This is a genomic window from Candidatus Binatia bacterium, from assembly GCA_036504975.1.
Lineage (GTDB): Bacteria > Desulfobacterota > Binatia > UBA9968 > UBA9968 > JAJPJQ01.
Map to the genome: position 1 here is coordinate 20,727 of DASXUF010000029.1, position 14,821 is coordinate 35,547.

Here is a 14,821-nt window from a genome sequence, read left to right on the forward strand (position 1 = left end):
CGTTTCACGCCGCTTGTGTTACGATGGCATCGCTCGATTCCCCTCTGCGATCGTCGATCCATCTTTTCGCTGTCGTCAACGCGTAATGCGTCGCTTCCTCCTCGCTTTTGCACCAGGCGTAATGCCCGCTGAGGATACTTTGCCGCGGCGCGCCTTTTTCATTCCAGGACACGCGAGCGACCGGCAGCCAGTAGTCCAGGCAAGGGGTCCGCTCTGCGCGCGCGTAAATCAGGTGAGATTGATAAAGAACCTCTTTCATTTCAGCCTCCAGCTCGTGTGCTTCTTTTAGGCGGAAACGGTTGCGCTTGTATGAAACAAAGGTTAAGAACGAAGAACGACGCCATGAAAAATCCGACCTCTTTTTTAGCTGCGGTCCTTGTCGGTCTTTTTGTTCTCGCCGGAAACGCCCGCATCCATGCGCAGGTGAGTCCGTCCCGCCAGCCCGGAACGATCAGGGGGAAAATTACCGCCGTTAACGCCGCCGAACTGTCGGTCGCGGCGGCAAACGGCGAGGTGCGCGCGACGGTCCCGGACAAAACCGTCATCCGGCAGGAGATCGCGATGCAACTTTCCGACATCGCGCCCGGGATGTATCTGGGAACGACGGCCGAGAAGCAGGCCGATGGCACGTTCCGCGCCTCGGAGGTTCATGTCTTCTCGGAAGACCAGCGTGGAACCGGAGAAGGTCATCGGCCGTCTTCTTCCGTCCCCAACAGCACAATGACCAACGCCAGCGTCGAGAAAGTCGAAGACGTCGTCGTGCAGGATGTTAAGGGACGAGTCATGTCTCTGAAATTTAGTGATGGAGAAATCAAGGTCTTTGTCCCTCCCGGCATTCCCCTCGTCAAGCGCGTAGTCGCCAGCCGCGATGCCTTGAAACCCGGCGCAGAAGTCTCGCTTCAGGGGACTCCCGGTCCCGACGGCACTGTCATCGCAAGCCAGATCACAATCCGCGCGAGCAAGTGATTCAACTCGCTCTATTTAGTAGCTATACGGAATTCAGAGTCCTATCGGGTGTTTCACGGAATATTGGCCCGGAAATCCCTGAGGCATGATCGAGACCCTTTCCGGATTGGTTCGGGGCGGTTAGGTTTAGAGCGGAGTCGTGCTCGCCGGCGGGCGCCGGTGATGCGTCGCCTGCTCGTAGGCGTAGGCGAGCTTGATCATGTTGCCGTCGTCGTACGGCCGCCCCAAAAAAGTGATCCCGGCCGGAAGATTGTCGCGGGTAAATCCCGCGGGAACGACGATCGAGGGAACGAAGACCGGAAACGTGTTCAGATGCGGCGCGCCTTTCTGATCGACGAACGGCGGGTTGACGCCGTCCTTGATGAGGGTCGGCTGGTGCTCGACGGCCTTGTGCACGATGGCGTCGAGCTTGTTGTCGGCCATGACTTTTAGAAAATGGATCGTCAGCTCCTCCCGCGCCAGAAGATATTCATAGTGCTTCTGCGGATCTTCGGAACGCTTCCACCGGTCCTGTGAGCGGCGGGTGACCTTCGGGAAGTCCGGCGACTGGGCCGACTCCTGACGTGACTTGAACGGCGGGTGTGTGCTCCTGCCGAAGTAGACCCTGAACGATTGCTCCGCCTGTGCGTAGCTGCCGGCGCGCTTCGCCAACAGCTCCTTCAGCTTTGGGATTGCGACCGGGTCGACTATCTCGGCGCCGGCGGCTTTCAACTCGCCGACGGCTCTGTCGAAAACTTCCGCGATCTTTTTAAAATCCTCGGAATCCGGCTCGGAGTCGAAACCCATCGACTCGCGGACAATGCCGATGCGCGACCCCTTTAAGGCGTTTTTGTCGAGGAATTGCGTATAGGTCTCCGGAGCGTGGCCGACGCCCCTCGACGTGAGCGGATCTTCCGGATCGTAGCCGACCATCGCGTCCAACAGAATCGCCAGGTCTCTCACCGTGCGCGCCATCGGGCCGAGCGAGCCGGCGACGTCCGGCCAACCGGCGAAAACGCCGCCGCGGCTGACGAGGCCGGCGGTGGGCCGCATACCGACGATGCAATTCCAAATCGACGGCCGTCGGATCGACGCGAAGCCTTCCTGGCCGACCGCGACGGTCGAGTAATTCGCCGCGACGCTGACCGCCGAGCCGCCGGAGGAGCCGCCGGCCGTTCGGTCCAATGCGTAGGGATTCTTCGTCGAGCCGAAGAGCGAGCCGTGCGTGTCGCCGCCGCCCAGTTCGCCCAAGGTCGCCTTGGCCAAAATGATCGCGCCGGCCTTTTTCAACTTTTCCACGACCGTTGCGTCGCGCTCCGGATAGTAGTCCTTGAACAACAGCGAGCCGAGCGTTGTCGGCATGTCTTTGGCGTCCGCCTGGTCCTTGATGATGATGGGGATGCCGTGCAGCGGGCCGACGAAGCCGGTGCTTTTAAACGCGGCATCGAGGCGGTCGGCCTCGTCGAGCGCTTTTGAGTTCAGCGTGATGATGGCGTTAAGCGCGGGTCCTTTCTTGTCGAAGGCCTCGATGCGCTGGAGGTACATCTCGACGAGCCGGCGCGTGCTGAGTTGCCTAGATTTGTAAGCAGTGTGAATGTCGGCGATGGTCGTTTCCAGAACATCGAACGAAGGCGAAGCCATTGAACTCTTCCTCACTCTTTAAACGAAAGCCTCGCGCACGAAGAGGCTTTCCAGCGGCAGCTCTTTTTTCATCAGGCCCTGCTCGATCTGGTATCGGTTCAAGGCCTTCATGGTTCTTTTTTCCGTCTCTCCCAGGACATAGGCATAAGGGTCTTCTCCCAGGAGATCCCGTTCCTTGGCGTAGCCGGCGGCTTCTTCCGGGCTCATGTATTTTGGCGCCAGCTTCATAGCCCCCCGAAAGGCTTCGATGAGCTTCGCCGGCAGGTCGGGATATTTTTCCGCGGTTTCCTGCTTCATCGCCATGAGATGGATGATCGGATAGATGCGCGTGCGCTTCACCCAGCGGATAATTTCCTCCGTGTCGTCGAACAGCGGCTTCACGCCGGGAAACTTTCCCATCTCACCGGGAACCTCGCCGCCGCCGAAGAGGCCGAGATGGCCGGAGTCTCCGGGGACGAACGCCGCGCCGAGGGTTCCCTTGCTGACCATCTCTGCGAGCTGAGCTTTTTCCTTTCCAAAGGGCGGCGGCGGGTCGATCCGTTCGACTTTCACCGGCAACTCGTCGCCGATAAAAACCTCGCGTCCCGAGACGAACCAGCCGACGTCGGTTGTCTTGATGTCGTATTCATCCAGGAGAAATCCGCGCGCCCAGGCGACCGCCGTCGCGCCGTAGCGAAACGCTCCTACTTTTTTTCCCTTGAGCTCGCTCGGATGCTTCAACTTGCCTTCGCAGTAGAAGATGTTCCGCTGGCGCGGTCCGCGCTGGAAAAAGACCGGCAGGGCGATGAAGCGTTTGCCTTTCTCCTTCGCCCTGAGAAATGTCGCCGTGGACATCTCGCAGAGATCGTACTCGCCTTGAATGAAGCGGTAATGAAACTCGCCGGGAGAGTACTTGCCGACGTGGTCGATCTCGTAGCCGTCGATCGAAACCTCGCCGTCGATCAACGCCTGATTCCGCGGCTCCGGCGGCGAGCCGAACGTTATGCGTGGTTTTTGTGCCATGGGTAAAACCTCCGAGATTGATCCTGATGACGCTGCAAGACTAACGCAGCTTTTGTTCAGAAGTAAAGACGTTAATGACCTGCCTCGGATAAGACGGGCAGGCTTTTAGTCGATCGGGTCACTTGCCGGTGGGTAACTCCGCCTCAAAAGGCTTCTCTCTCCGAAAACGGCTGACGCCCAGGATGCTGAACCCGATGACATGCCCGCGATCGTCCACGCGTTCCATGAGAGCATCATTCCCAGTCTCACGCATGTATCCGGGCGCGACGCTGTGCTCAAAAAATATATTGAAAGGAATCGAGAAATTTTTGAAAGTTGAGGAGAATTTTATTAGTGCGCGCGTGGTGCCATCGTGGACGGCCGTCTGACTAGCGATGCCTGTGAACCTTCTTAAAGCTAGCTGGGCCGATATTGATTCAGTCGAATTGAGACTGCTTCTGAACGAACGCATTGGAGGTCCAGGTCTCTTTGCCAGGTCGCGCTCGTCGCCGGGACGCTCGGCGAAGGTGAAGCCGAGTGAAAAGAGATCTTCGGGCCGGAGCTTTTTTCGAGGTCTCGAATTGAGGGAAGACGGAGTTCCGATCAAGATTTCGAAGCCTTATTTTTGCTTCTGTTTGACTCTTCCTGGTCTAGGAGGTTATCTTAACCATTAGCGTTACGGAAATGAGAGGGACTTTATGAAGGCGAAGGTTACAGAGCAAGGCGTAGTCGTCCCAAAGAAGTTCCTTGAGGGAATCAAGGAAGTTGAGATCCGAAAGACGGACAACTTGATCGTGATCGTCCCCACAACAAAAAGCGCTCCAATCCTTGCGCTCGGACAATGCCCGGTTAACTGCGGTGCCAACGACGCTTCCGAGCGGCATGACCGATTGCTCTAATGTTGTAATTCAATGGCATGAACCTTCGCTTCTATGTTGATCCCGAAACTGAAGCGCCCCATATTTATAGACACGGTGTGGAGGAAGATGAAGTTGTAGAGATACTTACAAATCCTGGCGAGGATCGTCCGGGGAGGGAGGGTTCCCGGGTGGCGATCGGCAAGACCCGACAGGGCCGTTACCTTCGGGTCATTTATGTTCCAGACCCCGAACCGGCGAGTGTATTTGTGATCACAGCATATGAGCTTCGAGGGAAGCCGTTATTCGCGTATCGAAGACGCTTACGCAAGAAAGGAAGGAAATGAAACAGAGTAAGTTTCCAGCCGGTTGGGACGAGCAAAGGGTGCGTCGCGTGCTCGAACATTATGAGCAACAGACGGACGAACAAGCGGTTGCCGAAGACGAGGCGGCTTACGAGGACCCGACTCAAACCGTCATGGAAGTGCCCAGAGAACTTGTTCCAACGATCCGAGAGTTGATCGCAAAACACAAACAGGCCGGTAGGGCCTAGACGAGCAAGAACTGTCGGGACAACTCTGAGACACAATATAACCGGCGGAGTGAACCGCTCAGCCCCACGGTTTCGGTCTTTCCCCCAGATAAGCGCGCCCGAGCTACTACTTCAGCAGTTTCAGTTTGTTCTTCGCGCTCTTGCCGATCTTTGTCCGCGGCACGCGAGTGACGAGATGCTCAAGTAAGCCTCTGCCGAGGTCGCGCTCGTCGCCGGGACGCTCGGCGAAGGTGAAGCCGAGAGAAAAAATATCCTCGGGTTCGAGCTTCTTTTCTTTCTTGAGCGATTCGAGAAGGGGAAAGGCCGAATTTCGGTAGACGTCGAGAAGCAGCTCGACGGCGGGCTGCGGCCGCTGAGGGTGGGCTTTGAGCTGCGCCACGCCGAGCAGGAATTTGTGCTCGGGCTTGAATTCGGAGAAGTCCTTCAGCGGTGCTAAAAACGGGATGGCTTCCTTATACTTTTTCGCTTTGAAGAGCTTAGCTCCTTCGGCCGCCAACCGCTCGTAGACTTCTTCTCCGTCGGCTTTTTTGAGCACGTGCATGAAGGAATTTTGAATCCGGTCTTCGGCCGCAATCGCCGCTTGCAGCCTTTTCCAAAGCGCCTCCAAAACGTCCTGCCGCCACTTTCCTTCGAAGGTAGATAAAAGCTCGGCGATGCTCCATGCCTTGCTCGGGTCCTCGCAGGCTAACAATTCTTTGATTAATGCCGCGCGCGCTTCCGGAATCTTATGCAGTGAGTGCGCGGCGATGTCGCGCCGCCGGTAATCGGAATCGCCGAGCTGTACGATCAGCGTACGCACGGTCGCCGGCGTGCCGAAGTCTCCCATTTTACGCAAGGCAAATTGCTGCACGGATGCGTGAGGGCTTGTGAGGAGGCGCGAGAGCGCTGAGCGCGAATCTTCCGGCAGCTCGTGGGTGTCGAGTAGATCAAGCGCCAGCCGTCCGACCTCCGAGAACTCTGCTTCTTCCAAAACGGAGAAAAGCTTGGCGTGCTCGTCTTTGCGCAAATCCTCTTTCCGAAGACAGTGAAGCAACGCGGCGAGCGCGTGCGAGCGGAGGCTCGAATGGTGCTCGCGGGCGACAAAGCCAAAAAGCCACTTGCGTGCCTGCGGGCGGCCGAGCTGTCCCAACAGGCGAATCGAGGAGACGACAGCGGGACGTTGCTGCTTGGCGTCGAGCTTGGCGGCGAACTTCTCGACTTCGTCATAGAGCAGCTCTTGCTCTTTCGCGTCCATTTCGCGCACCCACGGCGTCATCAAGTCACAGATCGACTTATTGAACTCATCCGTGCCCGAGCGAAGCATTTGCAGCAGACCTTTCAACGCTGCTTTTCCGCGCACGGTAGAGAGGACTCGTGCCACGTTCAGTTGCCACACACGTGGGGCGGTCGGTGCATTTTTAAGGAGGGGCTGGATCACTTCCTGCCCGCCTCGGCTCAGCAACCGGACCGAACGTTCCTGAATTTCTTTATCCGGGTCGTCGAGAAATTTACCGAGCAGGGAAGTAGCGGCCTTCGGCTGAACTTCCTCGAAGTAGCGCAGGGCGTAATCTTTCAACACCGGATTGGGCTGGGCCAGCGCCGCCGCAACCGTCTTGATGATCCGGGCGTTGTCTAACTTGAGAGCCCCCAATACCAGAAGGGCCGCGCAGCGCTGCTCGACAGTGCCCTTCTCGGTCAAGGTGAGCAGTTGCTCTAGAGTCTTATCCATCGCTCAACAATTTCGCGTTCCGAGTTTCAGGGTTCAATAGAACTTACATCTTGAATGAGGCAATTCCAACAAAGATTCCTTCTCCCCTTGCGGGAGAAGGTTAGGATGAGGGGTAAGAGACGCGGACACCCTCACCCTTGCCCTCTCCCGCCAGCGGGAGAGGGGATTATTTCATGCGTAGCTTGAAACTAAAAGAACGCCAGCGCACGGATTTCGATGCTTTCCCGCGGTGGGGCAGCCGCCGGGCTCGTCGGATCGTCGAAGGAGGCGTGCGCCGTCCAACGCGCGCGGCCGTCCTTTGCGGAATCATACGTCTTGAAGACAAGGGCTTCGTTTCTTTGCATGTCCGGGAAATAGAACCAGCGGTGATCGGGATTGAAGGTAATGTGGTAGATCTCGCCGACCCGGTCCGAATATCTGCGTTCGGTCGGAATCAGGTCTTTGGGCGCCAGGCTCCGTGCATCGGCGATGGCGAGCGGCGCCGTTTGCACCGGGTTGCGAATCGGTCGCCACACCTGGATTACCGCGAAGCGACGCTGGAGGAGCGCCTCAGCTTCTTCCGGCATCAAATCGCGCACCCGCTGCGGGCCTGACCACTCGGTATAGTCGTTGTGCACTCTCCGAACCGGCTCGCGCACTTTCTTCTCCTCGCGCGTCGCGTCGTCCTCGGCTCGGAGCGTGTAGTCGAAAATCAGAACTCTTGCCGCTCCGGTCAGATCCTTTACCAGCCGCTCGATTTCAGGGTAGTAAACCGAACGCAGCTCGTCTTCATTGTAGAAATCGGACATGCGGGTCTCGTGGTCTATGAAGATGAATCCTTCACGCTCGAGCGAAAGACGGTCGCGGATAAGCCGGCCGTTTTGGATGGTCGCCGGTCTGTCTTCGTACTTGCCCGTATGCTGCACGGGTGTCGCGCCGGGCGCGTTCGAATGGCTCACCGGCTTTTCTCCGGTGTCCACGAGATAGGTAAGCGAAGTCTCGACGAACTCTAATGCCGGTTCCTGTTTATCCGGTCGTGCCATTTCGGTTTCAGCCATATCTCCGCCGGAAAGGCGTGTCAATCCAGGGGCCGCTGAGACAAATTCAAAATCCAAAACCCAAAATTAAAAATTATCCTCTTGACGGTCGGCTCCATGCTGTATTACCGAGATTGCTTTGAGGGATTATATCATGGATGCGCTCAGAGTCGTCGGCGCCCCGGTTCTGCGGGCGGAAGGCCCGGACAAAGTCGCGGGCCGCTGCATATATACTGCTGACGTCAAGCTGCCGGGGCTTCTCTGGGGTAAAGTTTTACGCAGCCCGCATCCCCATGCCCGCATCCGTCGCATCGACGCCTCCCGAGCCCGCCAAGTTCCGGGAGTAAGGGCCGTTATCACCGGCCCGGAGATCCCAAACCGCTTCGTCGGCAAGATGATCCGCGACATGCCGGTTCTCTGTTGGGACGTGGCGCGATTCGTCGGCGATAGGGTCGCCGCCGTGGCCGCCGAGACGCTCGAAGCCGCCGAAGAGGCTCTGGCTCTCATCCAAGTCGATTACGAGGAGCTGCCGGCGGTGTTCGACCCGCTGGAGGCAATGCGGGACGGTGCTCCGCTCATTCACGCAAACGTTGCAGGTTATGACGGTGCGCCCAAAGAGCGGCTGGCGTTGGATATACACAACGGGCTGACGCGTCTCGCCTGGCGCAAGGGTGACGTCGAGCGGGGCTTTCGCGACGCGGACGTGGTGCTGGAGCATAATTTTCGTATTCCAGGCCGGCACCAGGGATACCTCGAGCCGCACGCCGGAGTCGTGGCCATCGAGCGCGACGGCCGGATCCAGGTGTGGGTCTCGGCGAAAAATCCGTTCGGCGTCCGGACTCAACTGGCCAAAGCGGTGGAGGTTCCTGAGGATCGCGTGCGCGTCAACGTGGTCAACGTCGGCGGCGAGTTCGGCGGTAAAGGCGACGCTTTCGATCTGCCCGTCGCCTATTTTCTCGCGCGCGAGTCGGGACGGCCGGTGAAGATCGTCATGACCTACGCCGAGGAGCTGACGGCAAGCAACCCGGCGCATCCCACCATCGTCACCGTGCGCAGCGGTGTCAAGCGCGACGGGCGCATCGTGGCCCGCACTCTGCGGGCGGTCCACGCCAGCGGCGCTTACGGAGCTCTGAAAGCCAACGCCGCTCTGGCGACGTGGCATTATGCCGGCGGCCCTTATCGCGTGGAGAACGCGGTCGTCGAGTTTCTTCAAGTCTACACCAACACCGTGCCCGGCGGTTATTATCGGAGCCCCGGCTCCGTGGCGACGTTCTTCGCGCTCGAATCCCACACGGACATCCTCGCGCAGGAACTCGGCATGGACGCCGCGGAGTTTCGCTTGAAAAATCTGATCTGCGACGGCGATGTCGATGCGGTAGGACAGCGAGTGCAAACCGTGCGGTTCCGGGAGGTGCTTCAGGCCGCGTTGGAGGCGGCCGGGCCGAAAAAGCCGAAGCCGGGCGCCAACTCCGGCCGCGGCATAGCCCTCTTCGGGCGTCACATCAGCGGTGGCGACACCGGGGTCGTGCTCAGCCTCGATGCCGACGGCGTTTTCACGGTGATCAGCCCGACCATCGATCAAGGCGCGGGCACGCACACGATCTTGCGCCAGCTTGTCGCCGAGGAGATGGGAGTTCCGATTGAACAGGTGCGCGTAATCGTCGGCGATACCGACATCGCCCCGCGCGACAGCGGCGCGAGGGCGAGCCGGGTGACTTACGTCGCCGGTCGCGCCGCCGTTCAAGCGTGCGGCGAGCTACGGGAGCGGTTACTCGGGTACGCGTCGCGCATCCTGGAGTGCGCGCCCGAGGACATCGAGTGCCGCGCGGGCAAGTTCCGTCTGCGGCAAGACCCCAACCAACAAGTGAGCTTGAGCAGGGTCGTCGCCTCCTCTGGGCGGCCTCTCACGGTCACGGTCCATGAAGATTTGCCGCAGCCCGACGACGTCACCTACACCTGCGCGCAGATTGCGGAGGTCGAGGTCGACCCGGAGACCGGGCAAGTGCGGCTCCGCCGCCTCGTCACCGCCCACGACGTGGGCACGATCATCAACCCGATCACTCATCAAGGCCAAATCGACGGCGCCGCAATCATGGGCGTGGGCCAAGCCCTCATGGAAGAGCTGGTCATCGACAGCGGCCGCGTCGGCAACGCGAACCTGGGCGACTACAAGCTGCCCACGGCAGCCGATATTCCCGAATTGAAGACGGTGCTAGTGCGCTCCGGCGGCGGCCTCGCGCCGTATGACGCGAAAGCCATCGGCGAATTCGCCAACAACAGTCCTCCCGCGGCCGTCGCCAACGCCGTTGCCGACGCCATAGGAGCGCGCCTCTTCGAGCTGCCGATCACGGCGGAAAAGGTTTATCATGCTCTCGAAGCGCACAAACGGAGGAAACATGAAAAGCGGTAAGGTCTCAGTTGTTTTATTTCTTATTCTCCTGACGGGAGGTTTCACGCGCGCGGCCATTGGCCAGGAGAAGATTCGCATCGGCGTGCCGTTGTTCCCGACGGTTTCGTTTCCGGTATTCATCGCGCAGGAGAAGGGCATTTTTGAAAAGAACGGCTTGAAGTCCGAAATCATCAGGATCAACAGCGAGCCGACGACGTATCAAGCGCTGATTTCGGGCGACATCGACGCCACTTCCGGAGCGCCGACCGGCCTGGTCCAATCTAATCTGCAGGGCGTGCCGGTGGTTTCGCTCGGAAGTTGGGACAACCTCGTTTCGTACACCCTGGTGGCACGGGACAAGATCGACGATCTCTCGCAGTTGAAAGGGAAAAAAGTCGGCATCAATAGACTCGGCGGCAAATCGTCGCTGGTTCTCCGCGTCATGCTGGAGGATGCGGGCCTCAATACCATGAAGGATGTTGTTTTGTTGCAACTCGGCGGCTCTCAAGAAAGGCTCGCGGCCCTGATGAGAGGAGGCATCGACGCGGCCCCTGTAGATTTTGCCTTTGAGCCCAAAATGAAGCAGATGGGCTTTTTTCTCGTCACCGGCAAAAAACGCCGTTCATGAACGGCCCCATCGCCGTGAAAGTCTCTTCTTTACAATCGAACCGTTCCAAGTGGGTGCGCTTCGTCAAGGCGTATTTGGAAGCGACCGCTTACCTGACGACGAATAGAGAAGGCTCTTTGGAAGTTTTACGGCGCGCCCTCCAATTAGAAGACAAGGAAACGCTCGAGCACGCCTACGAGCAGATGCGCGCGCGCGCCACTGTCGATCTGGTTCCGCCGGACGCGGCGGTCGACAACCTGATCAAGATGATGGCTTACGTCGACAAGCGGGCGTCGTCGGTGGAGAAGGGCGCGCTCGCGGATTATTCCATCTTGAAAGAGTTGGGGCAGGGCAAGACGAAAAAATAACCATGAATGAAGTTCATTTCGTCGATACCACCTTGCGCGACGGGCAACAGAGCCTCTGGGCGCTGGGGATGAGGACCGGCGCCATGCTCTCCATCGCGGAGCAGATGGACCGGGCGGCCCTCCAAGGGACAATCGACCTAGACATCACACTCTCAGCCCAGTATTTCCGGCTCCGGTATCCGAATCTTGGCTATCAGTGGAATATGGTCCGAGGCAACGCGCGTGAGCGGCGTGCGGAAGCACGACACGTCGATGAGAGCCGACGGCGGAGAGACCCAGATGCGATCCAGGCCGAAAAGGGGAAACGGAGCGGGAAAAGTTTTCATCAGCTTGTTTTTTCCGAAGCGCGCCTCCAACCAGCGCAGCGGCCGGCCGAACGGCAGCCATTCGTTGATGTCGCTTAAGAGTATGACCATGCGCGTGCGCTCGACGGACAACGCGTCCAAAAGCCGCGCTACCTGGAATCTCCGCTCCGACGGCCGGAGTCCCAGATGCGTTACGACGACGCGCACGGCTTTGCCGCCGATTTCGAGATCCGCGTCGATCGCGCCGCGCGGCTCCCGTCCGGGCATAGTGAGATCGAGCCGTTCGACGTTGAGAATCTTGAACTTCGTGAGCAGAACATTGCCGTACTCGCCGCTCCTCCGCATCAAGAATCTGCCCGGCACCGCCTGCAGGCCGCAGCACGAAGCGAGATAGTTCATTTGGTGCGATTCGACCCTGCCGTCGGATTCGGAATGCACTTCCTGCAGGCCGACGATGTCGGCGCGGCTCTCTTTGATAACGTCGGCGATGCGGCACGGGTCGCGGCGCCGGTCCCATCCGACGCATTCGTGAATGTTGTAGGAGAGCGCAGAGAAGAGCGGCATAGTTCGGCGCGCAGGCTATCGGGAGTTGTCCGCTGCCGTTGGTTTGTGAGTCTCCGTATTCCCGGTATTTTGTTCGTTGCCCAGCCAGCGGCGAAACCACGCGGCGCCCACCAACATGATCGTCAATATCGCCGCCAGAATGGAGAGAGTGACCGCGCTGGGACGACGGATCATCTCTTCAAGCTGGCTTCCCAGGAAGGTGATCGCGATGACTCCGGGACTCATGCCGATCAATGTCCCCAAAACGAAATCGCGAAACGGCACGTGGACGGCGCCCGCGGCCAGATTCACGACCGAATAAGGAGCGACCGGAATCATTCGAATGGCGACGACCGCAAGCACGCCGTGTTTCGAGATCAATCGATGGAGCCGGTGCCAGCGCCGTCCGGTAAAACGCGCCACGGTGTCTCTCCCGAGACGGTAGCCGATTGCGTAGATTAAAATGGCGCTGAGAACACAGCCGAGCAGCGAATAGATCAAGGCCGTCCATGGTCCGAAAGCGAACGCGGTGGCGGCGATCAGGATCGTCACCGGAAACACGGCCAAACCGCCGAGCAGATAAACGCCCAAAACAAGTAATGGCTCGGCGTGGTTTTCCTCGAGCGACGCCTCCCATGCCGCGATCGTATCAATGTCGAGCCATTCTCCCAGAGGGGTCCAGCGCCAGGCCGCCGCAAGAACGAACAGGATGACCAAAGTAACCGCGCCGCGAAGCATAGCGCCGCCGGTAAACCGGCGTTGCTCCGGCGGGACTAGTTCTTTAACGACCACATCGGGCGCGATGGGCGCTTCCGGGTCGATCACGGCGGAATCGGGGATCATCTGATCCAGCAAGTCCGGAACCGCGCCATTCAGAGATTGCAAGCTGCGCTTTTTGTTGCCGCGCAGGCGGTCGATCGCGGCGATGAGCGAGCTTGTCTCCGTCACGGCCGCGTTCAGCTTTTCCAGCGGCACGTCCAGATGCTCGGCTATGAGAGAGCTGCGAAAGCGGGCGATGCGCTTTTCGACTTCTGGGCGCCCGTCCGCTTCGAACGCGAGATCGCATTCCGTGTCGAGTCCCATGGAACGATTGGCGAGATTCGCCGAACCGACACGTACCAGACGGTCGTCCACGACCAGAAGCTTTGAATGAACCGACATGCAGCGTTTGTCCAGGCCGTCTATAAAAGGGCAATAGACGCGGAGCCGATGATGCCGGTCCGCCTCGCGCAACCGCTTCAACAAGCGCGCGCGGAGAACGTCCATGATCGCCGCTTCGAGCCAGCCCTCGCTGTTTTTCGAGATGACCAGCACGACCTCCGGACCGTCCGCTTCGCGCAGCCGATTCACGAGCGCGTCGCCGACGACCGCCGAGCTGAGATACTGATTTTCGCAGTAAATCGAGCGCCGCGCCGATGCGATGGCGTCTTTGAGCAGCGCCTCTATCTCGCGTACCTCCTTTTTTTCCCCGTATGCCGGCTCGGTGCGGGCGATGGCGATATCGACGTCGGTGACGTCGGGCGTGAGCGAAGGCGGCCAGGGATCCGAGGACGTCCTTGGGGCCTGAAGGCGTTCGCCGGTCGCGCGCCGCCAGCGGTCTCGGACGAGACTTCCTAACGCTGCGGCGGCGTTGCCGTCCACGGCGATCTGAACGTCGTGATGCGGCGGCAGCATGTTCCCATTGAGGTCGGTTCTTCGGGAATCTTTGCACGGATGCTTCGGAGTATCCCATCGTCCCTTGGACAGGTCGAGCCCACCTACGAAAGCTATGGCATCGTCGACGACGACGATCTTTGAATGGTGTGAAGCGCCCAATGGATGGTTGGCATCCAGGTAAAAATGGATGCGCGGATGGAACGTGGGAACCGGCTCGCGGTCGAGCGTGTAAAGCGCGGGAGCGCTCCAAATAAGAATGTGGATCTGCAGATCGCGACGCCGTTCGACGAGAGCGTTAAGAAAGCTTCTAAGGTCCTGGGAGGCAGCGGTCGGATTTTCGGCTGACGGCGTGAGGCGGACGCGGCTGTCGAAGTCCCATCCTAAAATGAGAATGGATTTCTCCGCCCGCGCGAAAACCTCGGCCACGGCGGAAAAATAGGCAGCGCCGTCGATCAGCAACTTGACGCGCGCGGCGGGCGCAACTTTCCAACAATTTTTTCCGTCCTGCAAAATACGCGGCGAAACCATTGCATAAAGTTTACCAGACGTAGGGAAAACCACCAGTTAGGTTAAGACCCGATACATTCCGTGACATGACGGAAAATCTACCTGTTCAACGCATGTCCTGGGAAAAAATTACGTGGTTTAACCGGCAAGAACCCGAAAAAAGCTTGCGGCACCGGCGCTGGCATCGCAATTGCTCATTTCGCTAGTGGGGGACTTTTTATGAAATTATGGTCTAACATTCTGGCGTTTTTGGTCTTGCCCCTGGCGGTTGCAGTGATGGCCCAAGACAAGGAACAAGAATCGGAAGGTTTAGAGCAGAATGAGCGGCTCGAGTTTCGGCGCGACAGTCGTTCCGAGGGGCAGCGATACAGCTTCGAGGATTACATCCAGGACCTCACGGCGGCGGCGCGGAACGACGAGCCGCAGCCGGATAATCCAGTGTCCCAGTTGGACTCCAAAGAACAGCGGCAGGAATACAAACCGCTGAATCCGATGACGATATTGAGGTGGTAGGTAACGTGACTCGCACCATTCGACTCCGAGCAGATCGCTAATGATGATGGCCTGCCATGAGCGAGCGGCGTTTTCGCCGGGAAGTCGAATGGTGGTCCCAACGGGAATCGAACCCGTGTTACCGACGTGAGAGGCCGGTGTCCTAACCGCTAGACGATGGGACCGTGGCTGAGGAGGTAGGACTCGAACCTACAATCGCCTGATCCAGAGTCAGGTGGCTTACCAATTAGCC

Annotated in this window: 14 protein-coding genes and 1 tRNA gene; 7 read left to right on the top strand and 8 right to left on the bottom strand. The window is 59.0% G+C overall.

Annotated elements, in window-relative coordinates; all coding sequences use genetic code 11:
* Positions 1–4: 4 nt before the first annotated feature.
* Entirely contained in the window at positions 5–259 is a 255-nt protein-coding gene (locus VGL70_04510; GenBank protein HEY3302784.1) for a hypothetical protein, read from the bottom strand.
* An 83-nt stretch (positions 260–342) separates the two neighbouring features.
* Here VGL70_04510 and VGL70_04515 point away from each other — a divergent pair, with 83 nt between their 5' ends.
* Complete coding sequence (locus VGL70_04515; protein ID HEY3302785.1) at positions 343–966, top strand: DUF5666 domain-containing protein; 624 nt, start codon at positions 343–345, stop codon at positions 964–966.
* Between the two features lie 126 nt (positions 967–1,092).
* Here VGL70_04515 and VGL70_04520 read toward each other — a convergent pair whose 3' ends face one another.
* Positions 1,093–2,586: an amidase family protein gene (locus VGL70_04520; protein HEY3302786.1), complete on the bottom strand. Its 1,494-nt coding sequence runs from the start codon at positions 2,584–2,586 to the stop codon at positions 1,093–1,095.
* A gap of 18 nt (positions 2,587–2,604) precedes the next feature.
* Positions 2,605–3,588 carry a hypothetical protein gene (locus tag VGL70_04525; protein ID HEY3302787.1) on the bottom strand — a complete coding sequence of 328 codons (984 nt, stop codon included), beginning with the start codon at positions 3,586–3,588 and terminating at the stop codon, positions 2,605–2,607.
* A gap of 895 nt (positions 3,589–4,483) precedes the next feature.
* Here VGL70_04525 and VGL70_04530 point away from each other — a divergent pair.
* Positions 4,484–4,771, top strand: coding sequence for a DUF4258 domain-containing protein (locus VGL70_04530; protein ID HEY3302788.1), 288 nt, complete (start codon positions 4,484–4,486; stop codon positions 4,769–4,771).
* Complete coding sequence (locus tag VGL70_04535; GenBank protein ID HEY3302789.1) at positions 4,768–4,977, top strand: hypothetical protein; 210 nt, start codon at positions 4,768–4,770, stop codon at positions 4,975–4,977. The genes VGL70_04530 and VGL70_04535 overlap by 4 nt, the downstream gene beginning before the upstream one ends.
* Positions 4,978–5,083: 106 nt before the next feature.
* Here the strand turns inward: VGL70_04535 and VGL70_04540 are convergent, their stop codons facing one another.
* Together VGL70_04540 and VGL70_04545 are read right to left on the bottom strand one after the other, a co-directional pair.
* The gene (locus VGL70_04540; protein ID HEY3302790.1) at positions 5,084–6,685 is read right to left on the bottom strand and encodes a HEAT repeat domain-containing protein; all 1,602 of its coding nucleotides are present in this window, start codon (positions 6,683–6,685) and stop codon (positions 5,084–5,086) included.
* A 188-nt stretch (positions 6,686–6,873) separates the two neighbouring features.
* Positions 6,874–7,722, bottom strand: a complete 849-nt coding sequence (locus tag VGL70_04545; protein HEY3302791.1) for a CmcJ/NvfI family oxidoreductase — start codon at positions 7,720–7,722, stop codon at positions 6,874–6,876.
* Positions 7,723–7,855: 133 nt separating this feature from the next.
* Between VGL70_04545 and VGL70_04550 the strand changes: the two genes are divergently transcribed.
* Genes VGL70_04550 through VGL70_04560 form a run of 3 tightly spaced genes read left to right on the top strand, consistent with a single transcriptional unit; the run spans position 7,856 to position 11,065 of the window.
* Complete coding sequence (locus VGL70_04550; GenBank protein HEY3302792.1) at positions 7,856–10,111, top strand: xanthine dehydrogenase family protein molybdopterin-binding subunit; 2,256 nt, start codon at positions 7,856–7,858, stop codon at positions 10,109–10,111.
* Complete coding sequence (locus VGL70_04555; GenBank protein HEY3302793.1) at positions 10,098–10,718, top strand: ABC transporter substrate-binding protein; 621 nt, start codon at positions 10,098–10,100, stop codon at positions 10,716–10,718. The genes VGL70_04550 and VGL70_04555 overlap by 14 nt, the downstream gene beginning before the upstream one ends.
* Complete coding sequence (locus tag VGL70_04560; GenBank protein ID HEY3302794.1) at positions 10,715–11,065, top strand: hypothetical protein; 351 nt, start codon at positions 10,715–10,717, stop codon at positions 11,063–11,065. The genes VGL70_04555 and VGL70_04560 overlap by 4 nt, the downstream gene beginning before the upstream one ends.
* A 152-nt stretch (positions 11,066–11,217) precedes the next feature.
* Here the strand turns inward: VGL70_04560 and VGL70_04565 are convergent, their stop codons facing one another.
* Both VGL70_04565 and VGL70_04570 read right to left on the bottom strand, forming a co-directional pair.
* Positions 11,218–11,934: an endonuclease/exonuclease/phosphatase family protein gene (locus VGL70_04565; GenBank protein ID HEY3302795.1), complete on the bottom strand. Its 717-nt coding sequence runs from the start codon at positions 11,932–11,934 to the stop codon at positions 11,218–11,220.
* Between the two features lie 15 nt (positions 11,935–11,949).
* Positions 11,950–14,097, bottom strand: coding sequence for a VTT domain-containing protein (locus tag VGL70_04570; protein HEY3302796.1), 2,148 nt, complete (start codon positions 14,095–14,097; stop codon positions 11,950–11,952).
* A 198-nt stretch (positions 14,098–14,295) separates the two neighbouring features.
* Between VGL70_04570 and VGL70_04575 the strand changes: the two genes are divergently transcribed.
* Positions 14,296–14,589 carry a hypothetical protein gene (locus VGL70_04575; protein HEY3302797.1) on the top strand — a complete coding sequence of 98 codons (294 nt, stop codon included), beginning with the start codon at positions 14,296–14,298 and terminating at the stop codon, positions 14,587–14,589.
* Positions 14,590–14,678: 89 nt separating this feature from the next.
* Here the strand turns inward: VGL70_04575 and VGL70_04580 are convergent.
* Positions 14,679–14,753: transfer RNA gene (locus tag VGL70_04580), tRNA-Glu, on the bottom strand.
* Positions 14,754–14,821: the final 68 nt, after the last annotated feature.

Bases quoted from the DNA above. Each gene is read 5' to 3' on its own strand.
- VGL70_04510 (HEY3302784.1), bottom strand. From the start codon at position 259: ATGAAAGAGGTTCTTTATCAATCTCACCTGATTTACGCGCGCGCAGAG.
- VGL70_04515 (HEY3302785.1), top strand. From the start codon at position 343: ATGAAAAATCCGACCTCTTTTTTAGCTGCGGTCCTTGTCGGTCTTTTT.
- VGL70_04520 (HEY3302786.1), bottom strand. From the start codon at position 2,586: ATGGCTTCGCCTTCGTTCGATGTTCTGGAAACGACCATCGCCGACATT.
- VGL70_04525 (HEY3302787.1), bottom strand. From the start codon at position 3,588: ATGGCACAAAAACCACGCATAACGTTCGGCTCGCCGCCGGAGCCGCGG.
- VGL70_04530 (HEY3302788.1), top strand. From the start codon at position 4,484: ATGAACCTTCGCTTCTATGTTGATCCCGAAACTGAAGCGCCCCATATT.
- VGL70_04535 (HEY3302789.1), top strand. From the start codon at position 4,768: ATGAAACAGAGTAAGTTTCCAGCCGGTTGGGACGAGCAAAGGGTGCGT.
- VGL70_04540 (HEY3302790.1), bottom strand. From the start codon at position 6,685: ATGGATAAGACTCTAGAGCAACTGCTCACCTTGACCGAGAAGGGCACT.
- VGL70_04545 (HEY3302791.1), bottom strand. From the start codon at position 7,722: ATGGCTGAAACCGAAATGGCACGACCGGATAAACAGGAACCGGCATTA.
- VGL70_04550 (HEY3302792.1), top strand. From the start codon at position 7,856: ATGGATGCGCTCAGAGTCGTCGGCGCCCCGGTTCTGCGGGCGGAAGGC.
- VGL70_04555 (HEY3302793.1), top strand. From the start codon at position 10,098: ATGAAAAGCGGTAAGGTCTCAGTTGTTTTATTTCTTATTCTCCTGACG.
- VGL70_04560 (HEY3302794.1), top strand. From the start codon at position 10,715: ATGAACGGCCCCATCGCCGTGAAAGTCTCTTCTTTACAATCGAACCGT.
- VGL70_04565 (HEY3302795.1), bottom strand. From the start codon at position 11,934: ATGCCGCTCTTCTCTGCGCTCTCCTACAACATTCACGAATGCGTCGGA.
- VGL70_04570 (HEY3302796.1), bottom strand. From the start codon at position 14,097: ATGGTTTCGCCGCGTATTTTGCAGGACGGAAAAAATTGTTGGAAAGTT.
- VGL70_04575 (HEY3302797.1), top strand. From the start codon at position 14,296: ATGAAATTATGGTCTAACATTCTGGCGTTTTTGGTCTTGCCCCTGGCG.